Below are 21726 nucleotides of genomic sequence, written 5' to 3' on the forward strand. Positions count from 1 at the left end.
TCATATTTTTCTTCTAATCTCCAAAAATTCTTGCGGAAGAAAAATTGATCTAACCGCTTTTCTGATGAAAACATATAGATCTGTATGAATATATAAATCTTTTATTGCGCTGTACTCAAGGTTTAATTTTCCTATTTCATCATTTAATTTTTCCTTATTTAAAAAAGGTTCTTCTTCCACTTGATAGCTACTAAAATTTTTATGTTTTTCCTCCAAGTAAAAGCCCATCTCGTGGAGATGCTTGAATAGAAGATACTCTCTTTGTCCGAGACGATCCGCACTAATATTCAGATAAATCAAATCCCCTGGTTCGCCTTTCAATACTTCTTGTGCCCTCTGTAACCATAAATCTATGCCTTGCCCATGATCGAGGGGATCACAATGGAATACGTCGTATTTCTTTTTAAGCCTGTCAGGGGCTTCATATGTGACATCAAATTCAAATGTTTCAATTTGCAACCCTTCCCGTCTGTTGATGGATTCTATAAAAGACACGAGATCGCTGTCTATATCACCTACAGATATGTTAAATGCGTTGCCACTGATTTGGGCAAGAGCAAGGCTTGTTAAATCATCATCGCCGCAAAAAAATACATCTTTCCACGGAGGCACTTTCTCAAAAATTATATTTGCACGCTTAACCGAAGTGGTCCATGTTGCTTGAAACTGCCCATGTTCTTTTTTGTTTCTTATCCGTTCCGGAAAAACCGCAGTTGCGAGATCACCAGCAACCTCAAAGTTCATCAGATCATTTGAAAATTCGATTTCGCCAATTTTGCTTATTTTACATAGTTGGTGATTCCTTAAAACGTAGAGGAGATTTATGGCAATGTGCATCGTTCCGGTTATATTGATGACGTCTTGAATTTTTTTTGCCTTATTTATGCATTGCCACACATACTTTTCAAACTGTGTGAAGCTGATACCGCTCCATAAGTTCCATATGCCAATTATTTTTTCAGCTTGCTTATGTTTAAGAAGATGTCCGATTTCTGTTTCCATATCTATCTTTAAAAAATCTTCATAGCATTTTTTTAAAATGTCTATAAGATCACACCCTATCATTATCAGGATCTACAAAACGATTTGTTTTGTAGATCCTATTTTTTGTTATATCGTCTTAGCGTTGGTTAAAAAAAGTTCTTTTTCTTCAAGCTCCAATTCGTCAGTCAAGAGCAAATCTTCAGAAATTTGATCTTCCTCTTTTTTCACGATTTCTTTTTCCACAAGATCACCTCCTTTCAAGTTTTTCGTATCTCGCACTGGCTTCATTGGTTTCTTGAACTTCAATCCATTTAATATGTGGCTGATTCCTCTTTGCGTTGCATAATGATTCTATTATCTCGAAAAAAACCTGAGCGACCCTTTCGGTGCTCGGCTCATATCCTCCTTTTATTTTGTTAAATTCGTCAAAATCATTTAGCACATAATGATCATACTTTTTCTCTAAATGGTGCTTCACTTCACGAAAATCTATTAACATATCTTTTTCGTCTAATGCTGAACCGGTAATGCAAAAGGTAACCTTGTAGTTATGGCCATGAAGCCTTGCGCATTTTCCCGCACCTGTGACTTTATGGGCGCAAGAAATCCAGAAATGTTTAGTTAATGTATAGATATATTGATTACTCATGGATTTAACCCCTTTTTTATACTATGTTTATACAATTTAATTTTCGGATTAAGAAGCAATTTAAATTTTCCATTTATGCATATAAGTATTGCAAAATTCGGATAATTAATTATAGGTTTCACGTAAGATATTTGTTAAGGAAACAATAAGGTGTTTATCATGATGAAAAATAACTGTGCATTTCAAAGAGGATAGAATTTATTGGTTTAGTTTAAATTCTAGGCTTGAAGGATTAAGTTAAGCGCCGTTTGAATGACAAATACATGTGTTAGAATGTTCTTTTAAAAACTGGCTTTGCTACATGAATTGTAAATATAGATATATATTTGTTTGCTGGCGTTTCATTTAGTTTTAAACGAATTAACATTTGTTTAAAACGAGGTATATCAAAATTGTCATTTTTACTCTTTAATTCAACTAATTATCCATTGATGTAATAAAATGTATCTAAATGCAATATAACACCGTCGTTTTGTCGAAGTAAGGTGAAAATTGTCGTTTTTCCTTAAAAATTAATGAATTTGAAATATTGCTGCTTTTAAGAGTAATTCTACTCATAAAAAATGTGTTCCTTAGATTTTGATACTGAAAGGAAAGATTCAATATTTAAGGGCTGTACCTATTAAAATTTATAAAATATAAAATATACAGTAAGAAATAAACTATCGTTTTATCAAGTTTTAAGGGAAATCAATCAGTAATTTTTTAATTTGAAAATACTTTTACAGTTTTTTTTTTTAGTTAATAAAAATTGTATGGGAGAGAAGTCATCCAATTTTTTAGATGAAATGGTTAATAAAAAATTATCGTAAGATTGAATAATTATTTTGGCCATGATAACTTTATGGGTCCATGCAGATTTGCTAGCTTGATGCGTAAAATCAAAAAAACTGTTCTCACATGATGAGAACAGTCAGACCGTAGACAAACCCCACCTTTACTTCAAGTAAAAGTGGGGTTTTCACTTATTTCGATAAAATCTATCTGATGTCTTACGCTGGACATGGTTCTTTCCATGTCCAGTTTGCTAATTTTTTAAGATTCATGGTAGCGAAAGTAAGCATCGCTTGCATTCAAACTTTTTTTAGTCCATGAAGTTTCGTCCAACGCATACCATGCTTTTCTTTTGCATCCGCAAAGGCGCCTTCTATTGTTTCTTTCCGTTTTGCATAGATGTCCATATTCATTTGTGTGAGTCTCAGATGGTCTGCTTCATCTAGATAGTCCTGCCAAATATGCTGATGAATTTGTTTGGTATGATTTTGACTTTGTGTACAGTTCTCTAGAAATGAGCAGGATTTACATACCTCTGAATCGGACGTATATTGCTTATAGCCTTCTCTAGTTGTTGTACGATAAGAAAGAATTTGCCCGTTTGGGCAAATGTAACAATCAAAATGTGCATCATACACATATTCATTCTTTTTCAAGTAACCAGCTTTTGTTCTCGGACGAGTGTAAGGCATGACAGGTCTTATCTCTTATCCATTAAAAACTTGGCGATGTAAGGATGTTTTATATCCAGCATCTACTGCAACTACATTTGGTTTTCCGACTTTCTTTGTCACCTTTGATACGAGTGAATCTAACATACGACTATCATGAACATTTCCACCAGTGACCAGTGATCCTAAAATAAATCCTTTTGAATCACAAGCTGTATGAAATGAATAAGCAAATAACTTTTCACGTTCATCCTTTACATAGTAGCCACTCTCTGGTTCAGTTGTACTGACCTTGATTTCTTTTTCCTTTTCTTTATTCTGTAGAGGAAGGGCTTTTTTCCATGTTCTTCACAATCAATATTGATCTCCTCATGAAGCTGATTTTGATAACTTCGTGTTTCTACTCGAACGATTTTCTTTTCAAGTTTTTTCTTATTAGCGTTCGCTTTTACATGGGTTGAGCAATGAAGGCGATAGAAGGGTCAACGAGACATTTTTTCATCGCTTCTCTTAAGATTCGGTAAAAAATTTGTTCAAATAAATCTGTATCGTGGAAGCGTTTCACGTAGCTCTTAGCGAAGGTAGAAAAGTGCGGAATTTTCTCCGAAAATCCATATCCAATAAACCAACGATAAGCCACATTGGTTTCAATTTCTTTAATGGTTTGACGCATGGAGCGAATGCCGAATAGATATTGAATCAAAACCATTTTAATGAGAACAAAGGGATCCACACTTGGTTTACCGTTAACAGAACTATAATGATCTTTGACGAGATCATAAATTAAATCAAAATCGATCGCTTGATCAATTTTTCGTACAAGATGATCTTTAGGTACTAATTCATCTAAAGCCACTACTTCTAGTTGATTTCTTCTTTCTTCTTCATGTTTCCATAACATGTTCATCCCCCACAGAATTGTGTTATTACCCTTATTATATAAAAAAGCTTGTAGACTTTGTCTACAAGCTGATTGTTCTCACATGATGAGAACAGCCTTTTTTCATCATACTGGATTCAAAATCCGGTTTAAGAATTGTTTTGTTCGTTCTTCCTTTGGTCGTTTGAAGATTTCTTCAGGAGGACCTTGTTCAACGATGACGCCGCCATCAATAAAAATCACTTCGTCCGCCACTTCTTGGGCAAACTTGATTTCATGTGTGACAACCGCCATCGTCCAGCCTTCTTTCGCTAGATCCTTCATGACCTTTAAGACTTCTCCGACAAGCTCAGGATCAAGCGCAGAGGTTGGTTCATCAAAAAGCATAAGCTCTGGCTGAATGGCAAGTGCACGGGCAATGCCGACACGCTGCTTTTGACCGCCTGACAGCTGGAAGGGATACAAATCTTTTTTATCCTCAAGTCCTACCTTTTGCAGGAGCTGAATCGCTTCTTTTCGCACCGCTTCTTTCGGACGGCGCTGGACTTGGACTGGACCTTCCATCACATTCTCAAGAACAGTGCGATGTGGGAACAGATGATAATCTTGAAACACCATGCCTGACTTCCGGCGAAGCTTGAGCAAATCAGCTTGTTTATTTTTTTTAGAAAAATCAATCGAGAAATCATCGAAGGTAAAGGAGCCGGCATTTGGAATTTCAAGTGCATTTAAACAGCGAAGCATCGTTGTTTTTCCTGAACCTGATGGACCAAGAATCGCCACAACCTGCCCTTTGTTGATCGTAAAATCAATCGACTTTAAAATCTCATTTTCACCAAAGGATTTGTTTAAGCCTTTGACTGTTAGCATGTCGTTCCCTCCTTACCTTGCGACATATCGATCAAGTCGTTTTTCAATTTGGTGTTGAACGAGCGATAGAATGAAGCAGAATACCCAATAAATCAGGGCTGCTTCCATATAAATAAATAAAATTTGATCCAAGTTCGCCGCAGCAATTTCTTGTGATTTACGGAACATCTCTGCCACGAGGATTTGGGAGGCAAGCGATGTATCTTTCACCAAACTAATGAATGAATTAGACAGCGGCGGAATCGATACACGCACTGCCTGCGGTAAAATCACGCGGACGAGCGTTTTGCGATGGGTCATCCCAATCGAATACCCCGCTTCCCATTGTCCTTTTGGAACAGAGAGGACGGATGCACGAATAATTTCCGAAGCATACGCACCTACGTTTAAAGAAAAAGCGATGATAGCACTTGGATATGGATCAAGTGTGATATTAAATGTCGGAAAGAAATAGAAAATAATAAACAATTGCACAAAAAGCGGCGTTCCGCGAACAGCCGACACATAGATAGAAAAAATCCATCTGAGCGCTTTGATTTTAGACATTCTAGCAAGAGCTGTCACAAGCGCGATAAAAAGACCAATGATAAAGGCAATGATGGCGAGGGGAATTGTATAATAAATTCCCTGCATCACCATTGGCCAAAAAGATTGCTGAAGAAGATCCCACGGAATGACGACTCCGAGGATATTATTTTGTAACATCTTCACCAAACCATTTCTTAGAAATCTTAGCGAGTGTACCGTCTTTCTTCATTTCTTTTAGTGCGCCATTCACTTTGTCAACGACTTCGCCGCTGCCTTTTCTGAAGGCAAAATACGTTTCTTGTGGATCTCCTGTTTCAAATGCAACTTTTAGGTTTTTGTTACCGCTTGTTTTCAAGTAATTCAAGACAGCTAATTTATCATTGAACGTCAAATCAGCACGCCCTTGCTGAATCAATTGAATGGATTGTGCAAGACCTTCAACCCCTTCAATTTTAGCGCCAGCATCTGTAGCTAATTTGTTGTAGTTACTTGTTAATGATTGTGCTGCTTTTTTGCCTTTCACATCAGAAAGTTTCTTGATGTCATTGTTATCTGATTTTGTCACAACTATGGCTTGAGATGTTGTGTATTTATCAGAGAAATCATATTGATTTTCACGTCCAGTTTTACCAACTTGGTTCGCTACCACATCAAAACGTTTAGAATTCAGACCAGCAAACATGCTGTCCCATTGTGTTTCTTTGAATTCTGGTTTTAAGTCAAGACGTTTTGCGACTTCTGTGATGACCTCGACATCATAGCCAGTTAATTTATCTGTCTTTTTGTCATGGAAGGTGAAAGGAGCATATGTACCTTCTGTACCGATGGTTAATACGCCTTTATCCTGAATGGACTTCCAAAGGTCACCTGATTCCTTAGACCCAGATTGTTTATTTGCGCTGTCGTTTGCAGCTGATCCACATGCTGTGATCAATGCAACACAAGCGCCTAAAATAATGGCAAAGAACATTTTTTTCATTTTATTCCCCACTTTTCTTGTTGGTATTTACAACATATGATCTTACAGAGAAGCAACCTAAAAGTAAAGCATTTGAAACTAGCTTGAGCGAATCTCACCAACTTTATGCCCTGAACCCAATTCTTTCAAACCTCCATTCTCTACAATGTCTATTTGCTCTTAGTTGTGCGAACATTACTAAAATAAAGACTTTGAAACAGTGACGATAGAAGGAAGCATATTTATTATAAAAGATGTATAATTAGTAGGTTGTTTTGAAAATGGAATAATCACATGGAGACATGTTTTGATAACAGAACATCTTAGAAGAAGGAGGGCATCATTGTGGATGTTGGACAAAATCAGCCCGAACAATTGAAAAGGGCGATGACCTCCCGCCATTTATTTATGATTTCTCTTGGCGGTGTCATTGGGACAGGCTTTTTCCTTGGAACAGGCTATACGATTGGACAAGCAGGGCCAGTTGGAGCTGTTCTTTCCTATATAGTGGGCGGATTGATTATGTATTTAACCATGCTGTGTTTGGGAGAGCTGTCAGTCGCGCTTCCTGTGTCGGGGTCGTTTCATACGTATGCGACGAAATTTGTGAGTCCTGCAGCAGGATTTGCTGTTGGCTGGATTTATTGGCTTGGCTGGGCAGCCACCGTGGCGCTGGAATTTTTATCAGCAGGGCAGCTGATGAGACGCTGGCTTCCACAAGTGGATGTGTGGATTTGGTGTCTCATATTTGGGCTGTGTTTGTTCTTATTAAATGCCAGGTCAGCGAAAGCGTTCGGGGAGTCGGAGTTTTTCTTTTCAACCATTAAGATTGTTGCCATCTTACTATTTATTGGCGTAGGCGGAGCGGCGATGTTTGGTTTTATTCAAACGACGAGCGGGGAACCAGCTCCTTACTTTAGTCATTTTGTGAGTGACGGTCTGTTTCCGAATGGCTTGCTGGCCGTTGTCGTCACGATGATCACGGTGAATTTTTCGTTTCAAGGGACGGAGCTGATCGGGATTGCGGCAGGAGAAAGTGAAAATCCGGAGAAAACCGTACCTCGCTCGATTCATCAGACGGTTTGGCGCACCCTTGTCTTTTTCGTTTTATCTATTTTTGTCTTAGCGGGCATGGTGCCTTGGAAAGAAGCGAGTGTGCTGCAAAGCCCATTTGTCACTGTGTTTGAGAGAACGGGCATTCCTTATGCGGCAGATATCATGAACTTTGTCATTATCATTGCTTTATTATCTGTGGCGAACTCTGGCCTATATGCCTCTACGAGAATGCTGTACTCTTTGTCGAAGGAAGGAATGGCAGGGAAGGCGTTTAGACGAGTCAATCAGCGGGGCATCCCGATGAATGCCTTACTGCTCACTTTCCTGTTTACAGGTATTTCGTTATTATCAGGATTCTTTGCAGAGAAAACCGTTTTTGCTTGGATCGTGTCTATTGCGGGCATGAGTGCCCAAACCGGCTGGATTACGATTACATTATCACAGCTGCTTTTCCGCAGAAGATATTTGAAAGCAGGCGGAAAGCTGGAAAACCTAAAATTTAAAACCCCTCTTTATCCGGCACTGCCGATCATTGCGATCACGCTGAATTCGATTGTGCTAATCAGTCTTGCCTTTGATGCTGAGCAGCGGATTGGGCTGTATGTCGGCGTACCGCTCATGATCATTGGATATGTTGTCTATCACCGCTATGTGAAAAAACATCAGGTGAAAAGTGAACCGCTCCAGTTGCAAATCCACGGAGATGATGAAATTCGGTTTTAATTCAAAAAAAGAAGCCTTCCCATTTGGGAGGCTTCTTTTTCAATTTAATGCACACCTTTCATCGCTTTCTTAATCACCGGTGTAAGCAGAAGCATGACACCACATAAAACGATAGCGAGCATGCCGATGATCCCGAAATAGACGGTTTCTGGCACTTTATCAAACAGCTTGACCACTTGTGCATTAATGGCTTGTGCCATCGCATTTGAAAGGAACCAAAGGCTCATCGTTTGCGCTGAGAAGGCAGCAGGTGCCAGCTTTGTTGTCGCTGACAGCCCAACTGGTGATAAGCAAAGCTCTCCGATGACGACAAGGAAGAAGCTTAGAACGAGCCATAGTGGGCTTACAAGTGTATTTGGTCCAGACATGTAGGCAGGAATGATCATGATGATAAAGGATAATCCTGCGAACAGAAGGCCAAGTGAGAATTTAATCGGGGTAGACGGCTGTTTCTTACCGAGTCTGACCCATAACCAAGCAAATACTGGTGACAGGAGCACAATAAAGATTGGGTTCAATGATTGGAACCAAGAAGAGGCTAATGTCATGCCAAGGAAATTCAAGTTTGTTCGCTGATCTGCATATGTGGCTAAAATATTTGAGCCTTGTTCTTGAATGGCCCAGAACATCACCGCAGCTAGGAACAATGGAATATAAGCGAGTACCCTCGACTGCTCCACTGCACTCGTTTTTTTACTAAAATACATCACAATAAAATAAACAATTGGAATCAGCACACCAAGGACACTGACAAACCAAGTGAATAGATTAATCGTGAGCGCTCCTGTTTGAATACCGATGACAGCAAAAACAGCAAGTACAATCACGATCAATGTACCGAAAATTTTGAAGTTCTTGCGTTCAGTAGCTGATAGTGGATTTGTGACATAAGTGCCGGCAAGTCCAAGATTCGGCTTTTTCGTGATGACAAACGTAATAAGTCCAACAAGCATACCAACGGCAGCGAGTGAGAAACCAAGGTGGAAATTCACTTTTTGACCGAGTGTTCCGACAATTAATGGGGCGATAAAACCACCCATATTGATCCCCATATAGAAAATACTGAATCCAGAATCCCTGCGAGGGTCTGTTTTTGTATATAGGTCACCGACTATGTTTGACACGTTCGGCTTTAGGAGGCCTGTCCCAATAATAATCAGCCCCATACTAATAAAGAGCGCTGTTGCTCCGCTAGGTAGTGCCAAAATGACATGACCAAGCATAATGAATACCCCGCCATAAAAGACCGTACTGGATGAACCAAATACCCGGTCGGCAAGCCATCCGCCAATAATGCCTGACATATAGACAAGCGCACCATAGACAGACATGATCGAATTAGCGGTTGTCTGGTCGAAGCCAAGACCGCCTTTTGTCACCTCTGTGTACATATAATAAATAAGTAGTGCACGCATGCCATAATAAGAAAAACGCTCCCAAAATTCAGTGAAAAACAGTGTGTAAAGTCCTTTAGGATGTCCAAAAAACCCTTTTTGAGGAACACTTTTAACAATTTTATCGTGGTCAATTGTAGACATGGCATAGATCCTTTCTTAAAAAAAGAGATATGAGAAAAATGATATTCTTGTATAGTTCTTGTGTCAATATAAAACTATTCTAAAACAGGAAAATGTTAGTTCAATAGGCGTAAAGACTCAAAAAGATGAAAAATTCGCTCAAGTGAAAATCATCGGAAAGTTATTTCAGAAGAATTTATATAAAATTTGAAATATCGTACAAGCAAACCTTTCCCACATGCATAGGATGACAAGAGGACATGTGTAAAAAGGAGGGGTTTTAATTGGGGGATGTAAATGAATCTGATCTGAAGAAACCCATTGTCAATGTATTAGACTTTGGCGTGATTGCTGACGGGAAAACGGACTGTACAGCGAAACTGAACGAATGCCTGGAATGGACAAAAGCACAGGGCTACTCCCACGTCTGGCTGCCGAGTGGAACGTATCTAATAGATGCGGTGTACAGGGGGGATCAATTTTTTCCTTTTCGTCATGCCGGCATTCGAGTGCCAAGTCATATTTGTATTGAGATGGCATCAGATGCCGTTATCAAAGTGAAACCAAATGATTCGTGGGGATATGCAGCCTTTTATATAGGAGAGGTAGAGCATGTGACCATTCGGGGCGGGCGGATTGAAGGCGACCGTGATGAGCATGTGTACAAGGCACTCCCGCCAGAAAGAAAAACACATGAATGGGGCTTCGGGGTGTGTATTGAAGGTGCTTCCCATGTGAATATCGATCGTGTTCAAATCAACAATTGTACGGGAGACGGTATCATTGTCAGTCCGCACGGTTTATTGACCCATATCGAATCGTACTCGCCTGCTTCGTCAATTCATATTTCTGGGTGCACCATCACTGATTCAAGGCGAAACAATATTTCTATTACAGGCTGTGATGGTGTCATTGTGGAAGACTGTTTGCTTGAAAGGGCAGGGGTAAACGGGGTCGAGCCAAAAATGGGCATTGATATTGAAGGATACGGAGAAAATGCGACCAACTTGGAGGAACCGCTGAATATTCAAATTCGAAACAACATAGTCAGAGGCGGCGCAGCCAGCTCTATCTATAATTTCAACGGCTATGGTGTGATCATTGAAGGCAATCAAACGGACAGCAGTATCTCCTATGGCTTCGCCACTGAAATGATCATTGCGAATAATTTGATTCGTGCAGTGGGAGGGGGCGTGACAAAAGCAGGGATTACGAGCTTAGGCGTGCCGCTTGATCAATCGGAAAACAATGTGATCATTATTGGCAATATGATTGAAGGATTTGAAAAGGGTATTGATGTGAGGGGAGACAGCGTGCACATCACAGGTAATAAAATCAGTCTTTTTGAAGATGCGGCTGTGTCTGTCTATATGGCCAATCGTATTTTAATAGAAGGAAACCATATTGAGTCAGGGACAAACACACGGCTTAGAAGTACATCGCTGCGTATTTATCAATCAGACAGCATTGTTTTTTCAAACAATACCGTCTACTCTGTCATCGATGCGGCGATGGTCAGAGGAACGAATATCTTAATTCAGCATAATCAATTCAAGGAATTCAGCCGAGGGATATGGGTGCAGGAGGGAGAAGCGGGGATCAACGGCAATCACTTTATTCAAGAAGGACATTCACAGCTCGCATCTTCGTATACAATCAGCGTGACAGGAAATGCAAAGGCTTTCATATGGCAGAATCGTTTTAAGCACTATCAAAACTATGCCGTCTACAGCAATACGACCGCTCCTTTAGAGATTAAAGACAATTCCTTTGAAGAAACGTCCTTATATGTGGTGATGTATATTAAAAATGGCTCACCCCAAATTGGTGATAACCGCTTTTATTTAAATCGTTCAATCGGACAGCCGACAGCCGTTTTTCTTGATGAGGTTGTCTCAGCACGTGTGCTGCGGAATAACATCATTAATCTCTCTCCTCAAAAAGCGATTGCCGTCCGCACCATATCTTCCACTCATTCAGTGATTGCCCATAACGTACTAGAGCGCAGTCAATTGATGACACACTCCACGGACCGGCTCATCGGAAATATTGAAATTGATCCACCGTAAACGCCTGTAAATCCCTTTTTTTGGAGGTTCAGAAGGCGGTTGACAATCATGTAAAAAGGGCATATAGTAATAATTATTTTTCATTTTTCACAACATTTGCCCTTTTTTTATGGATAAAACCGATTAATTCAATCAGAAAAATGTATCTTGTAAAATAATAACTTGATACAAGGAAGATATAGAAAGGATGAAAAACAAGTGTCACAGCCGAAACGGAAGCTCAAACTAGGCGTATTCATCGCGGGAACTGGACATCATGTCGCCTCTTGGAGACATCCGAAAGCAGTACCAGACGCAGCCATGAATCTTGATTACTTTAAACAATTAGCGAAAAAGGCCGAGGAAGGGAAGCTGGATTTGCTCTTTTTAGCCGATAGCTTATCAATTAATCATACATCTCATCCAAATGTATTAACGAGATTTGAACCGCTCACCCTGCTTTCTTCGATTGCAGAGTCTACCTCAACAATTGGTTTAGCAGCAACAGCATCAACTACATACAGTGAGCCATTCCATATTGCGAGACAGTTTGCCTCACTCGATCATTTATCAGGCGGACGAGCAGCATGGAATGTGGTCACATCTTCTATTGAAGAAACAGCGAAAAATTTTAGCGGAGAAGAGCATTTAGCGCACCACAAACGATACGAACGAGCTGAAGAATTCGTCGATGTCGTCAAAGGTTTGTGGGATTCTTGGGAAGAGGACGCCCTTATCAGAAACCAAGAAACAGGGGAATTCTTTGAGTCTAGTAAGCTTCATGAGCTGCAGCACAAAGGTGAATTCTTCTCCGTACGGGGACCGCTTAACGTATCACGCACACCGCAAGGACAGCCGGTGATCATTCAAGCAGGATCTTCTGAAGATGGTCAAAAGCTTGCGGCTAAAACGGCTGAGCTTATTTTTACGGCACAAAACGATCTCGACAAAGCGAAGGAATTTTACCAAAGCTTGAAGGGAAAAGTAGAGGCTGCTGGACGAGCTAGAGAGGATGTCAGCATCATGCCGGGCATCTTCCCAATCATTGCCGATACAGTAGAAGAGGCAAAAGCGAAGTATGAAGAATTACAAGAGCTGATTGTTCCAGAAATCGGCCTTAGCATTTTACAAAACTACTTAGGGGGTATTGATCTTTCGCAGTATCCACTAGACGGACCACTTCCAGAGATTGATCCAAGCGCGTCAAATGCCGTGAAAAGCCGCTTTGACCTTGTGATGAATATGGCGAGAAAGGACAACCTGACCATTCGCCAGCTCTACCAATCTGTTGCAGGTTCCCGTGGGCACCATATCTTCATTGGAACACCAGAGCAGCTAGCAGATGTGATGGAGACATGGCTCGTTGAGGAAGCAGCCGACGGTTTTAACGTGATGCCGCCATTATTGCCAGAAGGACTTGATGCCTTCGTAGACCGCGTCGTTCCGATCCTTCAGGAAAGAGGCCTGTTCAAAACAGAATACACAGGAAAAACTTTACGAGAAAATCTCGGCTTAAAACAGCCAAAAAATCGCTACACGACATAAAGGTGAGGTGACTAACGTTGGGATATACGTTTCGTCTGGCAACTGAGGATGATATAGAAGCGTTGCTTGAACTGACAACAAGAGCCTATGAGCCGATTCGTGAGCTCGGCATCCAGTTCCAAGCAGCACATGCAGATGTCGCCCTCGTTCAGAAAAATGTACAAAAGAACCTTTGCTATGTAATGGAAGAAAACGGAGAGCTTCTCTCCACCTTATCACTCCGTATGCCGTGGGGAGAACAGCCAGGACCATTCGGCGTTCCGCATATTTGGTGGTTTGCTTCAGAACCAGCGGCAAAAAAAGGCACAGGCTCAGCCTTGCTTGAGTGGGTTGAAACGGAAGTGCTAAGGGACACACTAAAGGTACCGTTTGTCTCTCTTGGGACAGCTGATAAGCATCCGTGGCTCATGGACATGTATGAGCGTAAAGGCTATGTCAGAGCAGGTGAAAAGGATCTAGGCAAAGGCCATATCACCATTTATTTTAAAAAACAATTACGATCAGATATTACACAACCATAAGAGGAAAGAAGGGTGTACGAACATGAAAAACAAAAAGTGGCTAGTTGTTTTATTTGCGGCAATGCTTGCGGTGTTAGCAGCATGCGGCGGGGGTAATCAGAGTGAAGGCAAAGACGAGAAAGTGCTTAAAGTGGGCGCTACAGGCCAAAGCTATCCATTTGCTTATAAAGAAAACGGCAAACTAGTAGGATTTGATGTCGAGGTCACAGAAGCCATTGCGAAAAAGCTAGGCTACAAACTAGACTGGCAGCTGAGTGAATTCAGCGGGCTGATGGGCCAGCTGACATCTGGTAAGCTGGATACCGTATCAAACCAAGTTGCGATTACAGATGAGCGTAAACAAACGTTCAACTTTACAGATACGTATGCATACGCAGGAACACAAATCATTGTCAAGAAGGACAACAAGGACATTAAAGGACTTGACGACTTAAAAGGAAAAACGGTGGCGGCTGTTCTTGGCTCAAACCATGCCAAAAACCTAGAGAGCAAAGACCCAGACAAGAAAATCAACATCAAAACATATGAAACACAAGACGGTGTCTTAAATGAAGTGGCAAATGGCCGTGTAGATGCTTACGTCAACGGACGCAGTGTCTTGTTAGCTCAAATTGAAAAAACAGGACTTCCACTCAAAATCGTCGGCAACCCAATCGTATATGAAGAAGTCGGCTACCCATTTGCCAAAGATGAAAAGCACGACAAGCTAAGAGAAGAATTCAATCAAGCGATCAAAGAATTAAGAGAAGACGGAACACTGAAGAAATTGTCTGAAAAATATTTCAAAGATGATGTCACAGTTCCAATTAAAAAATAACAACAGCGGCGGTGAAAAGCAGACATGAATCACATTGATTGGCAGTATATGGTGACGGTTTTTCCAACCTTGATTCAATACTTGCCGATAACGATCTTCATGGCGATTGTCTCCATGGTATTTGCCATTATCATTGGTGTGGTATTCGCGCTTATAACGAAAAACCGGATACCTGTCTTATACCAATTTGCCAAGCTGTATATTTCTTTTTTCAGAGCGGTTCCAACTTTGGTTCAGCTCTTTCTCATTTATTTTGGTCTTCCGCAGCTATTCCCTGCGATGACCTCAATGGATGCCTTAACAGCGGTCATTATCGGTTTAAGTATTAAAAACTCAGCGTACTTAGCAGAAATTTTTAGAGCGGCTCTTAATTCAGTGGATGAAGGGCAGCTTGAGGCCTGTTTATCTGTCGGCATGACAAGATGGCAGTCTTACGTCAGAATTATTTTCCCGCAGGCCGTCAGAAATGCCATTCCAGCGACGGGGAATACCTTTATTGGACTTTTAAAAGAAACATCGCTTGCCTTTACCATTGGGGTGGCAGAAATGTTTGCGCAAGGGAAAATGATTGCATCGGCCAACTATAAGTACTTTGAAACGTATTTAGCGGTTGGCATTGTGTATTGGGTACTCACCATCATTTATAGTTTCCTACAAGACCTATTTGAACGAAAAATCAGCAAACCTTACCGGAATTAAGGAGGTGTGGACATGATCAAGCTCACCAATTTGAAAAAATCATTCGGCGACCTTGTCGTCTTAGACGGAATTAATCTTGACGTGCAAAAAGGGCAGGTTGTGGCCATTATCGGACCTTCTGGCTCCGGTAAATCAACATTGCTGCGCTGTCTAAATCTATTAGAAACGCCAGATGAAGGTACGATTGAAATTGGCGATGCGAAGCTGAATGCGTCTAAATATACACGTAAAGAAGCCCATCACCTGCGTCAGCAAACGGCCATGGTGTTTCAAAACTATAATTTATTCAAAAACAAAACAGCCCTGCAAAACATTACAGAGTCACTGCTTGTGACGAAAAAAATGACAAAACAGCAGGCAAATGAGATCGGTATGGAGCTATTGAAACAAGTAGGGCTAGAACAAAAAGCTGACAGCTATCCGGTTACACTATCCGGCGGTCAACAGCAGCGAATCGGGATTGCCCGTGCGTTAGCGGTCGATCCACATGCGATTCTGCTGGATGAACCAACATCAGCACTTGACCCAGAACTTGTTTCAGGTGTGCTTCAAGTCATTAAATCCATTGCCATTCAAGAAACAACGATGATCATCGTGACACATGAAATGGCGTTTGCAAGAGAAGTAGCAGATCATGTGATTTTTATGGCAGATGGTCATATCATTGAACAGGGAACGCCAACCGAACTATTTGACGAAACGAAGAATGAACGAACAAAACGATTTATCCAAAAAGAAGCAGCGGCTGAAGAAGCATAAGCTGCTTTTTACTCTTTAGAGGGGTGAGTATCAGTGAAATCAATAGAAAATGAAGCTTTAAACAAACGTTTAATTAACATACGCCGAGCGCTTCATGAGCATCCAGAGCTAGCATTTGAAGAGTATGAAACGACAAAAAAACTACGAGGCTGGTTAGAAGAGGAAGGGATCACAGTGCTCGATTTCCCAGATCTTCAAACCGGGGTCGTTTGTGAAATCAAAGGAGAACAAGAGGGACCAACGATTGCTCTGAGAGCCGATATTGACGCACTTCCAATTGAAGAAGCATCTGGCGAACCATTTTCTTCAAAGATACAGGGGAAAATGCATGCATGCGGTCATGATTTCCATACCGCTTCGATTTTTGGTGCGGCCGTCCTATTAAAAGAACGGAAACATGAGCTCAAGGGAACAGTGCGCATTTTGTTCCAGCCGGCTGAGGAAGTGGCGCAAGGAGCGAAACACGTCATAGAGGCAGGCGTCTTAAATGGAGTCGATGCGATATTTGGTATGCACAATAAACCTAACCTGCCAGTTGGCACCATCGGGATAAGAGAAAAAGCGTTAATGGCGAGTGTCGATCGGTTTGAAATCGACATTCAAGGAACGGGTGGTCATGCTGGAATTCCAAATCACACAATTGATCCGATTGCCATCAGCGGTCAGATCACAAGCGCCCTACAGCAAATTGTCAGCCGCCGCATTAGTTCTTTGCATCATGCGGTTGTCAGCATCACACGTATTCAAGGCGGCACATCATGGAATGTGATACCTGATCGCGTCGAGATGGAAGGGACCGTTCGGACGTTTGAACCTGAAGTGAGAGCGATGATTCCAGATCTCATGAAACAGATCGTGAGCGGTATCGCAGAAGGATTTGGCGCAAAGGCAGAAGTGAAATGGCATCCGTATTTACCTTCTGTGATGAATGACGAGCGTTTGACAAAGGTTGTGGAAGAAACGGCAGGAGCGCTTGATCTCGCAGTAGTGGAGGCAGAACAGTCACCAGGCGGAGAAGACTTTGCCCTTTACCAAGAGCACATTTCAGGCTTTTTCGTCTGGATGGGGACGAGCGGTACCGAGGAATGGCATCACCCTGCCTTTACGTTAAATGAAGACGCACTCCCTGTTGCCGCTGCCTTCTTTGCCGAGCTTGCGGTTCGGGCATTGGAGTCAAGATCATGGAACTAACGAAACAGCTCGCAGAGGCAGTGCTCTCTGCTGATCCGTTGCAAGATCAACAGGCCGTTCAAATGGCTCGAAACGGTCTGTTAGACGCTGCGGCAGCAGCGCTTGCTGCAAAAGAGGATGAAGGGATTCAGAAGCTCATGGCGCTGGTGGAACAAGAAGGCGGCGCGGCTCAAATTCCTGTCATTGGACAAGGGAAGAAGGTCAGCCGTCAATCCGCGGCCATGCTAAATGGCTACCTGATTCACGCCCTTGATTATGATGATGTGCATTCTGATGTGAGAGGACACCCAAGTGCGGTCATCATCCCGGCCTTGCTTTCCCAGCTGACCAACGGGGAGGCGTACAGTGATCGATTTCTAGCAGCCTACATTACTGGCGTCGAAGTAATGGCAAGGCTAGGTGAATCCATCGGCAAGTCGCACTATGAGCGGGGCTGGCATAATACCGGAACTCTCGGAGCCATTGCAGCAGTCTGTGCGATTGGTTATTTGAAACAAGTTTCACAGAAAGAGCTGGCGAAAGCGATCGGCTTTGCAGGTGCGCAATCAGCTGGAATGCGAAAGCAGTTTGGGACTGATATGAAACCATTACAAGCTGGCCTCGCCGCTAAAACAGCCGTATGGTCCATAGATTTAGCTTGCTCAGGTTTTGGCGGGAGTGAATCGCTTCTGGATGGAGAGCTGGGCTTCTTTTCTCTCTATGGGGATCAGAAACTAGCGGAAAGATGTTTGCTAGAAGACTATGGCACTGCGTGGCGTATCGTGTCGCCAGGTCTATGGTTTAAAGTGTATCCGTTCTGTTCAGCGGCGCATCATGCAGCTGATGCGATCGAGTCATTAGTACAAGAACACTCTTCCTTACAGGGGAAGATCGAACAGGTCGACGTCATGTTTCCGCCTGGCGGAGATGCCGCACTCACGGAGCGGACACCTTTGACGGGAGAAGAGGGACGATTTAGTGTCGAGTATGTCATCGCACTAGCGGTGTTTGGACAACCTTTATCACTGGATGCTTTTACGAAAAAAGCCATTTCACCAGAGCTGCGGACATGGATGAAGCGGGTAAATAGAGTATATGATCAAACGATAGAACCCCATCCAGACGCAGTGCCAAAAGGACGATTTACGATTGTAAAGCTCACCTTATCTGACGGCACCACCATCAGCAAACGGGTCGATATCCCTCGGGGAGCACCAGGCTGTGCGTTATCGACAGAAGACATCATACAAAAGTTAAGCAGCGTCACCAGCACATCACAGGCAAAGCAGCTTTTACAGGCGGTTGAAGAGGGGAAAGACGCTGCTTACTTGCAACTGCTGGCATGACAAGGAAAAAAGCTCATCAATAAGATGAGTTTTTTTTCATAACAAAAATCAATGAGGCTCACCTCGACATACAACTCCATCAAAAAGTATGAATAAAAGATGACCAAAGCATGATAAGTTCATGAAATCGTATCAATCCAATTGAGATTTGAGAAGGAACATGTAAAATAAAGCTACATATAGAAAAACAAAGGCAACAGCGGAGGCTGATGATGAAAATATTAATGATTGAAGATAACCAGAGTGTTTGTACAATGACGGATATGTTTTTTCAACGAGAAGGATTTCAAGCGGAATTTGTCCATGATGGATTAGAAGGATTGAATCGATTTAAGCAAGAGGAGGACTGGGATCTGCTCATCTTAGATGTCATGCTTCCTTCAATGGATGGTCTGACCATTTGTCAAAAAGTACGGCAGATCAGTGATGTTCCGATTATTATGCTGACAGCAAAGGAAACGGAATCTGATCAGGTGCTGGGCTTCGATCTTGGGGCAGATGATTATGTGACAAAACCCTTTAGTCCGCTCACCTTAATGGCAAGAATCAAAGCAGTGAAACGACGTTTTGCTCAAACAACATCTACTCAAGAAGGAGCGAAAGAGGGTGAACGGCTAGAGACCGAACATTTTCAGTTAGATAAAAAAACGAGAGAAGTGTTTCTAGAGGGGAAACGGATCGAAAATTTAACGCCAAAGGAATACGATCTGCTGTGCTTTTTTATTCAGCATCCTCGGCAAGTATTTTCACGAGAACAATTGCTTGAGCAAATTTGGGGATACCAATTTTATGGTGATGAACGAACAGTTGATGTTCATATTAAACGATTGCGCCAAAAAATCGGAGACGGACCTAAGCCCTTTCTGTATACGGTATGGGGCGTAGGGTATAAGTTCGATGAAGATTAAATATTTTTACCAGTTGCTGATTAGTCACCTTGGGTTATTGCTCATTGCCATCATTATTATCAGCACCCTCATGTCTCATTTTGTAAAAGATATTGCCTATCAAAATAGGGTAGACGAAATGAGTTCGTATGGGAATGAAATTTTGGAGAATTTTAAACAACTGTCGAAAGCCGAGATGAACTTCCGTTTGCGTCCATTTGAAGACATTCTTTCGACAAGACAAATCCGTTTTTTCGTCTTTGATGAAAAAGGGACTGTGTTGTCTCAGCAGCAAGAGATGCCACCGCATGAAGCGTTACTCACAAAAGATTTGTGGGCCAAGCTTGCAAAAGGAGAAGAAATCATTGTCAAGCGAAGTGATTCGCGCCGGCTTGATCAAGAAGCATCACTTGTGGCACTTCCTGTCATGGAAGACGGAAAGCTGAAGGGCGGGGTGGTGCTCATAGCTCCTATTCAAGGAGCAGAAGAGCTGATTGCTCAAATGAACCGGTATTTATATATCATCGTGTTTGTGGCATTGACGATTACCTTTATTCTCAGTCTGTTTCTGTCGAAGTTCCATGTGAATCGTATCAAAAAATTGAGAGAGGCAACTGAGAAAATTGCGCATGGTGACTACAACATTCATCTTGAAAACAAACACCTTGATGAAATTGGCACACTAGGTGAGGATTTTAATATGATGGCCAATCGTCTTCAACGGTCAAGAGAGGAAATTGACCGGCTCGAAAAACGAAGACGCCAATTCATTGCGGATGTGTCTCACGAATTGAAAACACCGCTGACGACCATTCGAGGATTGGTCGAATGGCTCAATACTGCGGATGTGCCGGCAGAAGAGAAAGAGAAATGCTATGCGCTCATCACTGATGAGACAAAACGAATGCTGCGTCTCGTCAATGAAAATATGGATTATGAGAAAATCAGGTCGAATCAAATCACCCTTCAAAAATTTCACTATCCACTCATTGATACGTTTGAAGTGATTAAGGAGCAGCTGAGCCGAATGGCTGAAGAGAAAAACAATCAGCTCATGGTAGAGGTTCACCCTGAACAAAAGGTATACGCAGATTATGACCGGCTCATTCAAATCCTCGTCAACATCACAAAGAACGCCATTCAATTTACAGAAGGCGGCCGTATTTCTTTGAGAGGGAAAGAAGAGAACGGGGAAACGATCATTGAAGTAGAAGACACGGGAATCGGCATTGCACCCGAAGAAGTCAAACACATTTGGGAACGTTTTTATAAAGCGGATATTTCGAGAACGAATACACCATATGGAGAATACGGACTTGGCTTGTCGATTGTCAAGCAGCTTGTGGACTTGCACGAAGGACATATCGATTTAAAAAGCGAAAAACATAAGGGAACAACATTTATCATTCGATTGCCGCTACCACATAAAAAGGGCTAAACTCGGTTTAGCCCTTTTTGGTGTAGCATCACTTATTCTGTTTTGGAGAACGTTAAGCCGATATGAGCAAGTGCCTGCGGTAAATCCTTACGAATGGTGATGTCTTTAAATGAAATATTCGATTGAATCGCACTCAGCGCAAGGTCTTGCTTAATTCCTGTTAAAACAGCTGAAATGCCTAACAGTCTTAACGTTTGCGCATAGCTGACCAAGTATTGAATGCTTTGTTCATTGAGTCGTTTTGTCCCTGAAACATCAATGACCAAATGAGAGAGCGACAGCCTGTAGCTTTCCTGTAAAATGGTTTCTAAAATATGCTGCGCACGTGTCTCTTCGATATCACCAAGAAGAGGGAGCACGGCGACACCGTCAACAACAGGTACGATCGGTACAGATAATTGCTGAATCTGCCGATTGGCCTGGTCGAGTTCTAAGACGTAACTCAACAAAGATGCCATCGTTTCAAACATATGAACATGCTCTTCTGTAAATTGCTGCGGCCTTAGGTCAAGTCCACAAATTGTTCCATAGTTCGTACCATCAGTAAAATCGATGGGAACCCCAATAAATGAGCCGCCTTGCAGCTGTTTCGTGACGTCTAAGTTTTTTGAACGCTCGTCCAAGCGGATATCAGGGATCAACAGCGTATCGCGATGATCGACCGCCAGCTTGCAAAATGTCTTCTCGTAAGGATTTTCTTCCCCTTCTTCAAGAAGCTGCTCGTCATGATTTAGCACCTTCACAATCTGATTGGTGTTTTGATCATTTTTAGCAATAAACAGTGTATTCATATGAATGAATTGACTCATCATGTTTAAAATACTTGTAGAAGCATCATGAAAATTGCGAAACTGTTTTAATAGTTGTTGACGAGGCATGGATTAGG

General features: G+C 41.9%; 18 protein-coding genes and 1 pseudogene. 11 read left to right on the plus strand and 8 right to left on the minus strand.

All coding sequences use genetic code 11. From position 1 onward, the window contains the following. The 6 genes and pseudogenes from MKY11_RS02110 to tcyA all read right to left on the minus strand — a co-directional run bounded on the left by MKY11_RS02110 (window position 1) and on the right by tcyA (window position 6335). Window positions 1-1002 (minus strand): bis-aminopropyl spermidine synthase family protein, encoded by a 1002-nt coding sequence (locus tag MKY11_RS02110; RefSeq protein ID WP_162242777.1) that lies wholly within the window; start codon window positions 1000-1002, stop codon window positions 1-3. A gap of 229 nt (window positions 1003-1231) precedes the next feature. Further along, complete coding sequence (locus MKY11_RS02115) at window positions 1232-1633, minus strand: 6-carboxytetrahydropterin synthase (RefSeq protein WP_056703552.1); 402 nt, start codon at window positions 1631-1633, stop codon at window positions 1232-1234. A 992-nt stretch (window positions 1634-2625) separates the two neighbouring features. Further along, a pseudogene (locus tag MKY11_RS02120) lies at window positions 2626-3979 on the minus strand (IS1182 family transposase). Between the two features lie 105 nt (window positions 3980-4084). Beyond that, window positions 4085-4828 carry an amino acid ABC transporter ATP-binding protein gene (locus tag MKY11_RS02125; RefSeq protein WP_007498183.1) on the minus strand — a complete coding sequence of 248 codons (744 nt, stop codon included), beginning with the start codon at window positions 4826-4828 and terminating at the stop codon, window positions 4085-4087. Window positions 4829-4840: 12 nt separating this feature from the next. Beyond that, the gene (locus MKY11_RS02130; RefSeq protein ID WP_008347286.1) at window positions 4841-5533 is read right to left on the minus strand and encodes an amino acid ABC transporter permease; all 693 of its coding nucleotides are present in this window, start codon (window positions 5531-5533) and stop codon (window positions 4841-4843) included. Further along, entirely contained in the window at window positions 5520-6335 is an 816-nt protein-coding gene (tcyA, locus tag MKY11_RS02135) for a cystine ABC transporter substrate-binding lipoprotein TcyA (RefSeq protein ID WP_007498178.1), read from the minus strand. Before tcyA ends, MKY11_RS02130 begins: the two co-directional genes overlap by 14 nt. 366 nt (window positions 6336-6701) lie before the next feature. On the opposite strand from tcyA, the gene MKY11_RS02140 reads away from it, so the two are divergent. Continuing rightward, window positions 6702-8093 carry an amino acid permease gene (locus tag MKY11_RS02140; protein ID WP_047946191.1) on the plus strand — a complete coding sequence of 464 codons (1392 nt, stop codon included), beginning with the start codon at window positions 6702-6704 and terminating at the stop codon, window positions 8091-8093. A 44-nt stretch (window positions 8094-8137) separates the two neighbouring features. On the opposite strand, the gene MKY11_RS02145 is transcribed toward MKY11_RS02140, so the two are convergent. Beyond that, the gene (locus MKY11_RS02145) at window positions 8138-9631 is read right to left on the minus strand and encodes a peptide MFS transporter (RefSeq protein WP_342501789.1); all 1494 of its coding nucleotides are present in this window, start codon (window positions 9629-9631) and stop codon (window positions 8138-8140) included. A gap of 263 nt (window positions 9632-9894) precedes the next feature. On the opposite strand from MKY11_RS02145, the gene MKY11_RS02150 reads away from it, so the two are divergent. The 10 genes from MKY11_RS02150 (at window position 9895) to MKY11_RS02195 (ending at window position 20840) form a co-directional block, all read left to right on the plus strand. Continuing rightward, window positions 9895-11679 carry a right-handed parallel beta-helix repeat-containing protein gene (locus MKY11_RS02150; RefSeq protein WP_341014935.1) on the plus strand — a complete coding sequence of 595 codons (1785 nt, stop codon included), beginning with the start codon at window positions 9895-9897 and terminating at the stop codon, window positions 11677-11679. A gap of 198 nt (window positions 11680-11877) precedes the next feature. After that, a complete protein-coding gene (locus MKY11_RS02155; protein WP_274660782.1) occupies window positions 11878-13203 on the plus strand; it encodes an LLM class flavin-dependent oxidoreductase in 1326 nt (441 codons plus the stop codon). 17 nt (window positions 13204-13220) lie between these two features. Then, a complete protein-coding gene (locus tag MKY11_RS02160; RefSeq protein ID WP_024720188.1) occupies window positions 13221-13724 on the plus strand; it encodes a GNAT family N-acetyltransferase in 504 nt (167 codons plus the stop codon). Between the two features lie 22 nt (window positions 13725-13746). Beyond that, entirely contained in the window at window positions 13747-14541 is a 795-nt protein-coding gene (locus MKY11_RS02165) for an amino acid ABC transporter substrate-binding protein (protein WP_007498164.1), read from the plus strand. Between the two features lie 24 nt (window positions 14542-14565). Beyond that, entirely contained in the window at window positions 14566-15240 is a 675-nt protein-coding gene (locus tag MKY11_RS02170) for an amino acid ABC transporter permease (protein ID WP_007498163.1), read from the plus strand. Window positions 15241-15252: 12 nt separating this feature from the next. After that, the gene (locus tag MKY11_RS02175) at window positions 15253-15999 is read left to right on the plus strand and encodes an amino acid ABC transporter ATP-binding protein (protein ID WP_008347264.1); all 747 of its coding nucleotides are present in this window, start codon (window positions 15253-15255) and stop codon (window positions 15997-15999) included. 33 nt (window positions 16000-16032) lie between these two features. Continuing rightward, window positions 16033-17190 (plus strand): amidohydrolase, encoded by a 1158-nt coding sequence (locus tag MKY11_RS02180; RefSeq protein ID WP_342501790.1) that lies wholly within the window; start codon window positions 16033-16035, stop codon window positions 17188-17190. Then, the gene (locus MKY11_RS02185; RefSeq protein WP_342501791.1) at window positions 17181-18515 is read left to right on the plus strand and encodes an MmgE/PrpD family protein; all 1335 of its coding nucleotides are present in this window, start codon (window positions 17181-17183) and stop codon (window positions 18513-18515) included. The genes MKY11_RS02180 and MKY11_RS02185 overlap by 10 nt, the downstream gene beginning before the upstream one ends. 212 nt (window positions 18516-18727) lie before the next feature. Continuing rightward, window positions 18728-19423 carry a response regulator transcription factor gene (locus MKY11_RS02190; RefSeq protein WP_017358523.1) on the plus strand — a complete coding sequence of 232 codons (696 nt, stop codon included), beginning with the start codon at window positions 18728-18730 and terminating at the stop codon, window positions 19421-19423. Next, window positions 19413-20840, plus strand: a complete 1428-nt coding sequence (locus MKY11_RS02195; RefSeq protein WP_327862147.1) for a HAMP domain-containing sensor histidine kinase — start codon at window positions 19413-19415, stop codon at window positions 20838-20840. The genes MKY11_RS02190 and MKY11_RS02195 overlap by 11 nt, the downstream gene beginning before the upstream one ends. Before the next feature lie 32 nt (window positions 20841-20872). Here MKY11_RS02195 and MKY11_RS02200 read toward each other — a convergent pair whose 3' ends face one another. After that, on the minus strand, window positions 20873-21718 hold the full coding sequence (locus MKY11_RS02200) for a GAF domain-containing protein (protein ID WP_024720194.1): 846 nt from the start codon (window positions 21716-21718) through the stop codon (window positions 20873-20875). Between the last annotated feature and the right edge of the window lie 8 nt (window positions 21719-21726).

The organism is Bacillus sp. FSL W7-1085, from assembly GCF_038595035.1.
GTDB classification, from domain to species: domain Bacteria; phylum Bacillota; class Bacilli; order Bacillales; family Bacillaceae; genus Bacillus; species Bacillus altitudinis.

What these genes read in the sequence shown, in the direction of transcription:
- MKY11_RS02130 (WP_008347286.1), bottom strand. Translation starts at nt 5,533, where the DNA reads ATGTTACAAAATAATATCCTCGGAGTCGTCATTCCGTGGGATCTTCTT.
- MKY11_RS02140 (WP_047946191.1), top strand. Translation starts at nt 6,702, where the DNA reads ATGACCTCCCGCCATTTATTTATGATTTCTCTTGGCGGTGTCATTGGG.
- MKY11_RS02190 (WP_017358523.1), top strand. Translation starts at nt 18,728, where the DNA reads ATGAAAATATTAATGATTGAAGATAACCAGAGTGTTTGTACAATGACG.
- MKY11_RS02110 (WP_162242777.1), bottom strand. Translation starts at nt 1,002, where the DNA reads ATGGAAACAGAAATCGGACATCTTCTTAAACATAAGCAAGCTGAAAAA.
- MKY11_RS02175 (WP_008347264.1), top strand. Translation starts at nt 15,253, where the DNA reads ATGATCAAGCTCACCAATTTGAAAAAATCATTCGGCGACCTTGTCGTC.
- tcyA (WP_007498178.1), bottom strand. Translation starts at nt 6,335, where the DNA reads ATGAAAAAAATGTTCTTTGCCATTATTTTAGGCGCTTGTGTTGCATTG.
- MKY11_RS02115 (WP_056703552.1), bottom strand. Translation starts at nt 1,633, where the DNA reads ATGAGTAATCAATATATCTATACATTAACTAAACATTTCTGGATTTCT.
- MKY11_RS02125 (WP_007498183.1), bottom strand. Translation starts at nt 4,828, where the DNA reads ATGCTAACAGTCAAAGGCTTAAACAAATCCTTTGGTGAAAATGAGATT.
- MKY11_RS02185 (WP_342501791.1), top strand. Translation starts at nt 17,181, where the DNA reads ATGGAACTAACGAAACAGCTCGCAGAGGCAGTGCTCTCTGCTGATCCG.
- MKY11_RS02200 (WP_024720194.1), bottom strand. Translation starts at nt 21,718, where the DNA reads ATGCCTCGTCAACAACTATTAAAACAGTTTCGCAATTTTCATGATGCT.
- MKY11_RS02195 (WP_327862147.1), top strand. Translation starts at nt 19,413, where the DNA reads ATGAAGATTAAATATTTTTACCAGTTGCTGATTAGTCACCTTGGGTTA.
- MKY11_RS02165 (WP_007498164.1), top strand. Translation starts at nt 13,747, where the DNA reads ATGAAAAACAAAAAGTGGCTAGTTGTTTTATTTGCGGCAATGCTTGCG.
- MKY11_RS02170 (WP_007498163.1), top strand. Translation starts at nt 14,566, where the DNA reads ATGAATCACATTGATTGGCAGTATATGGTGACGGTTTTTCCAACCTTG.
- MKY11_RS02145 (WP_342501789.1), bottom strand. Translation starts at nt 9,631, where the DNA reads ATGTCTACAATTGACCACGATAAAATTGTTAAAAGTGTTCCTCAAAAA.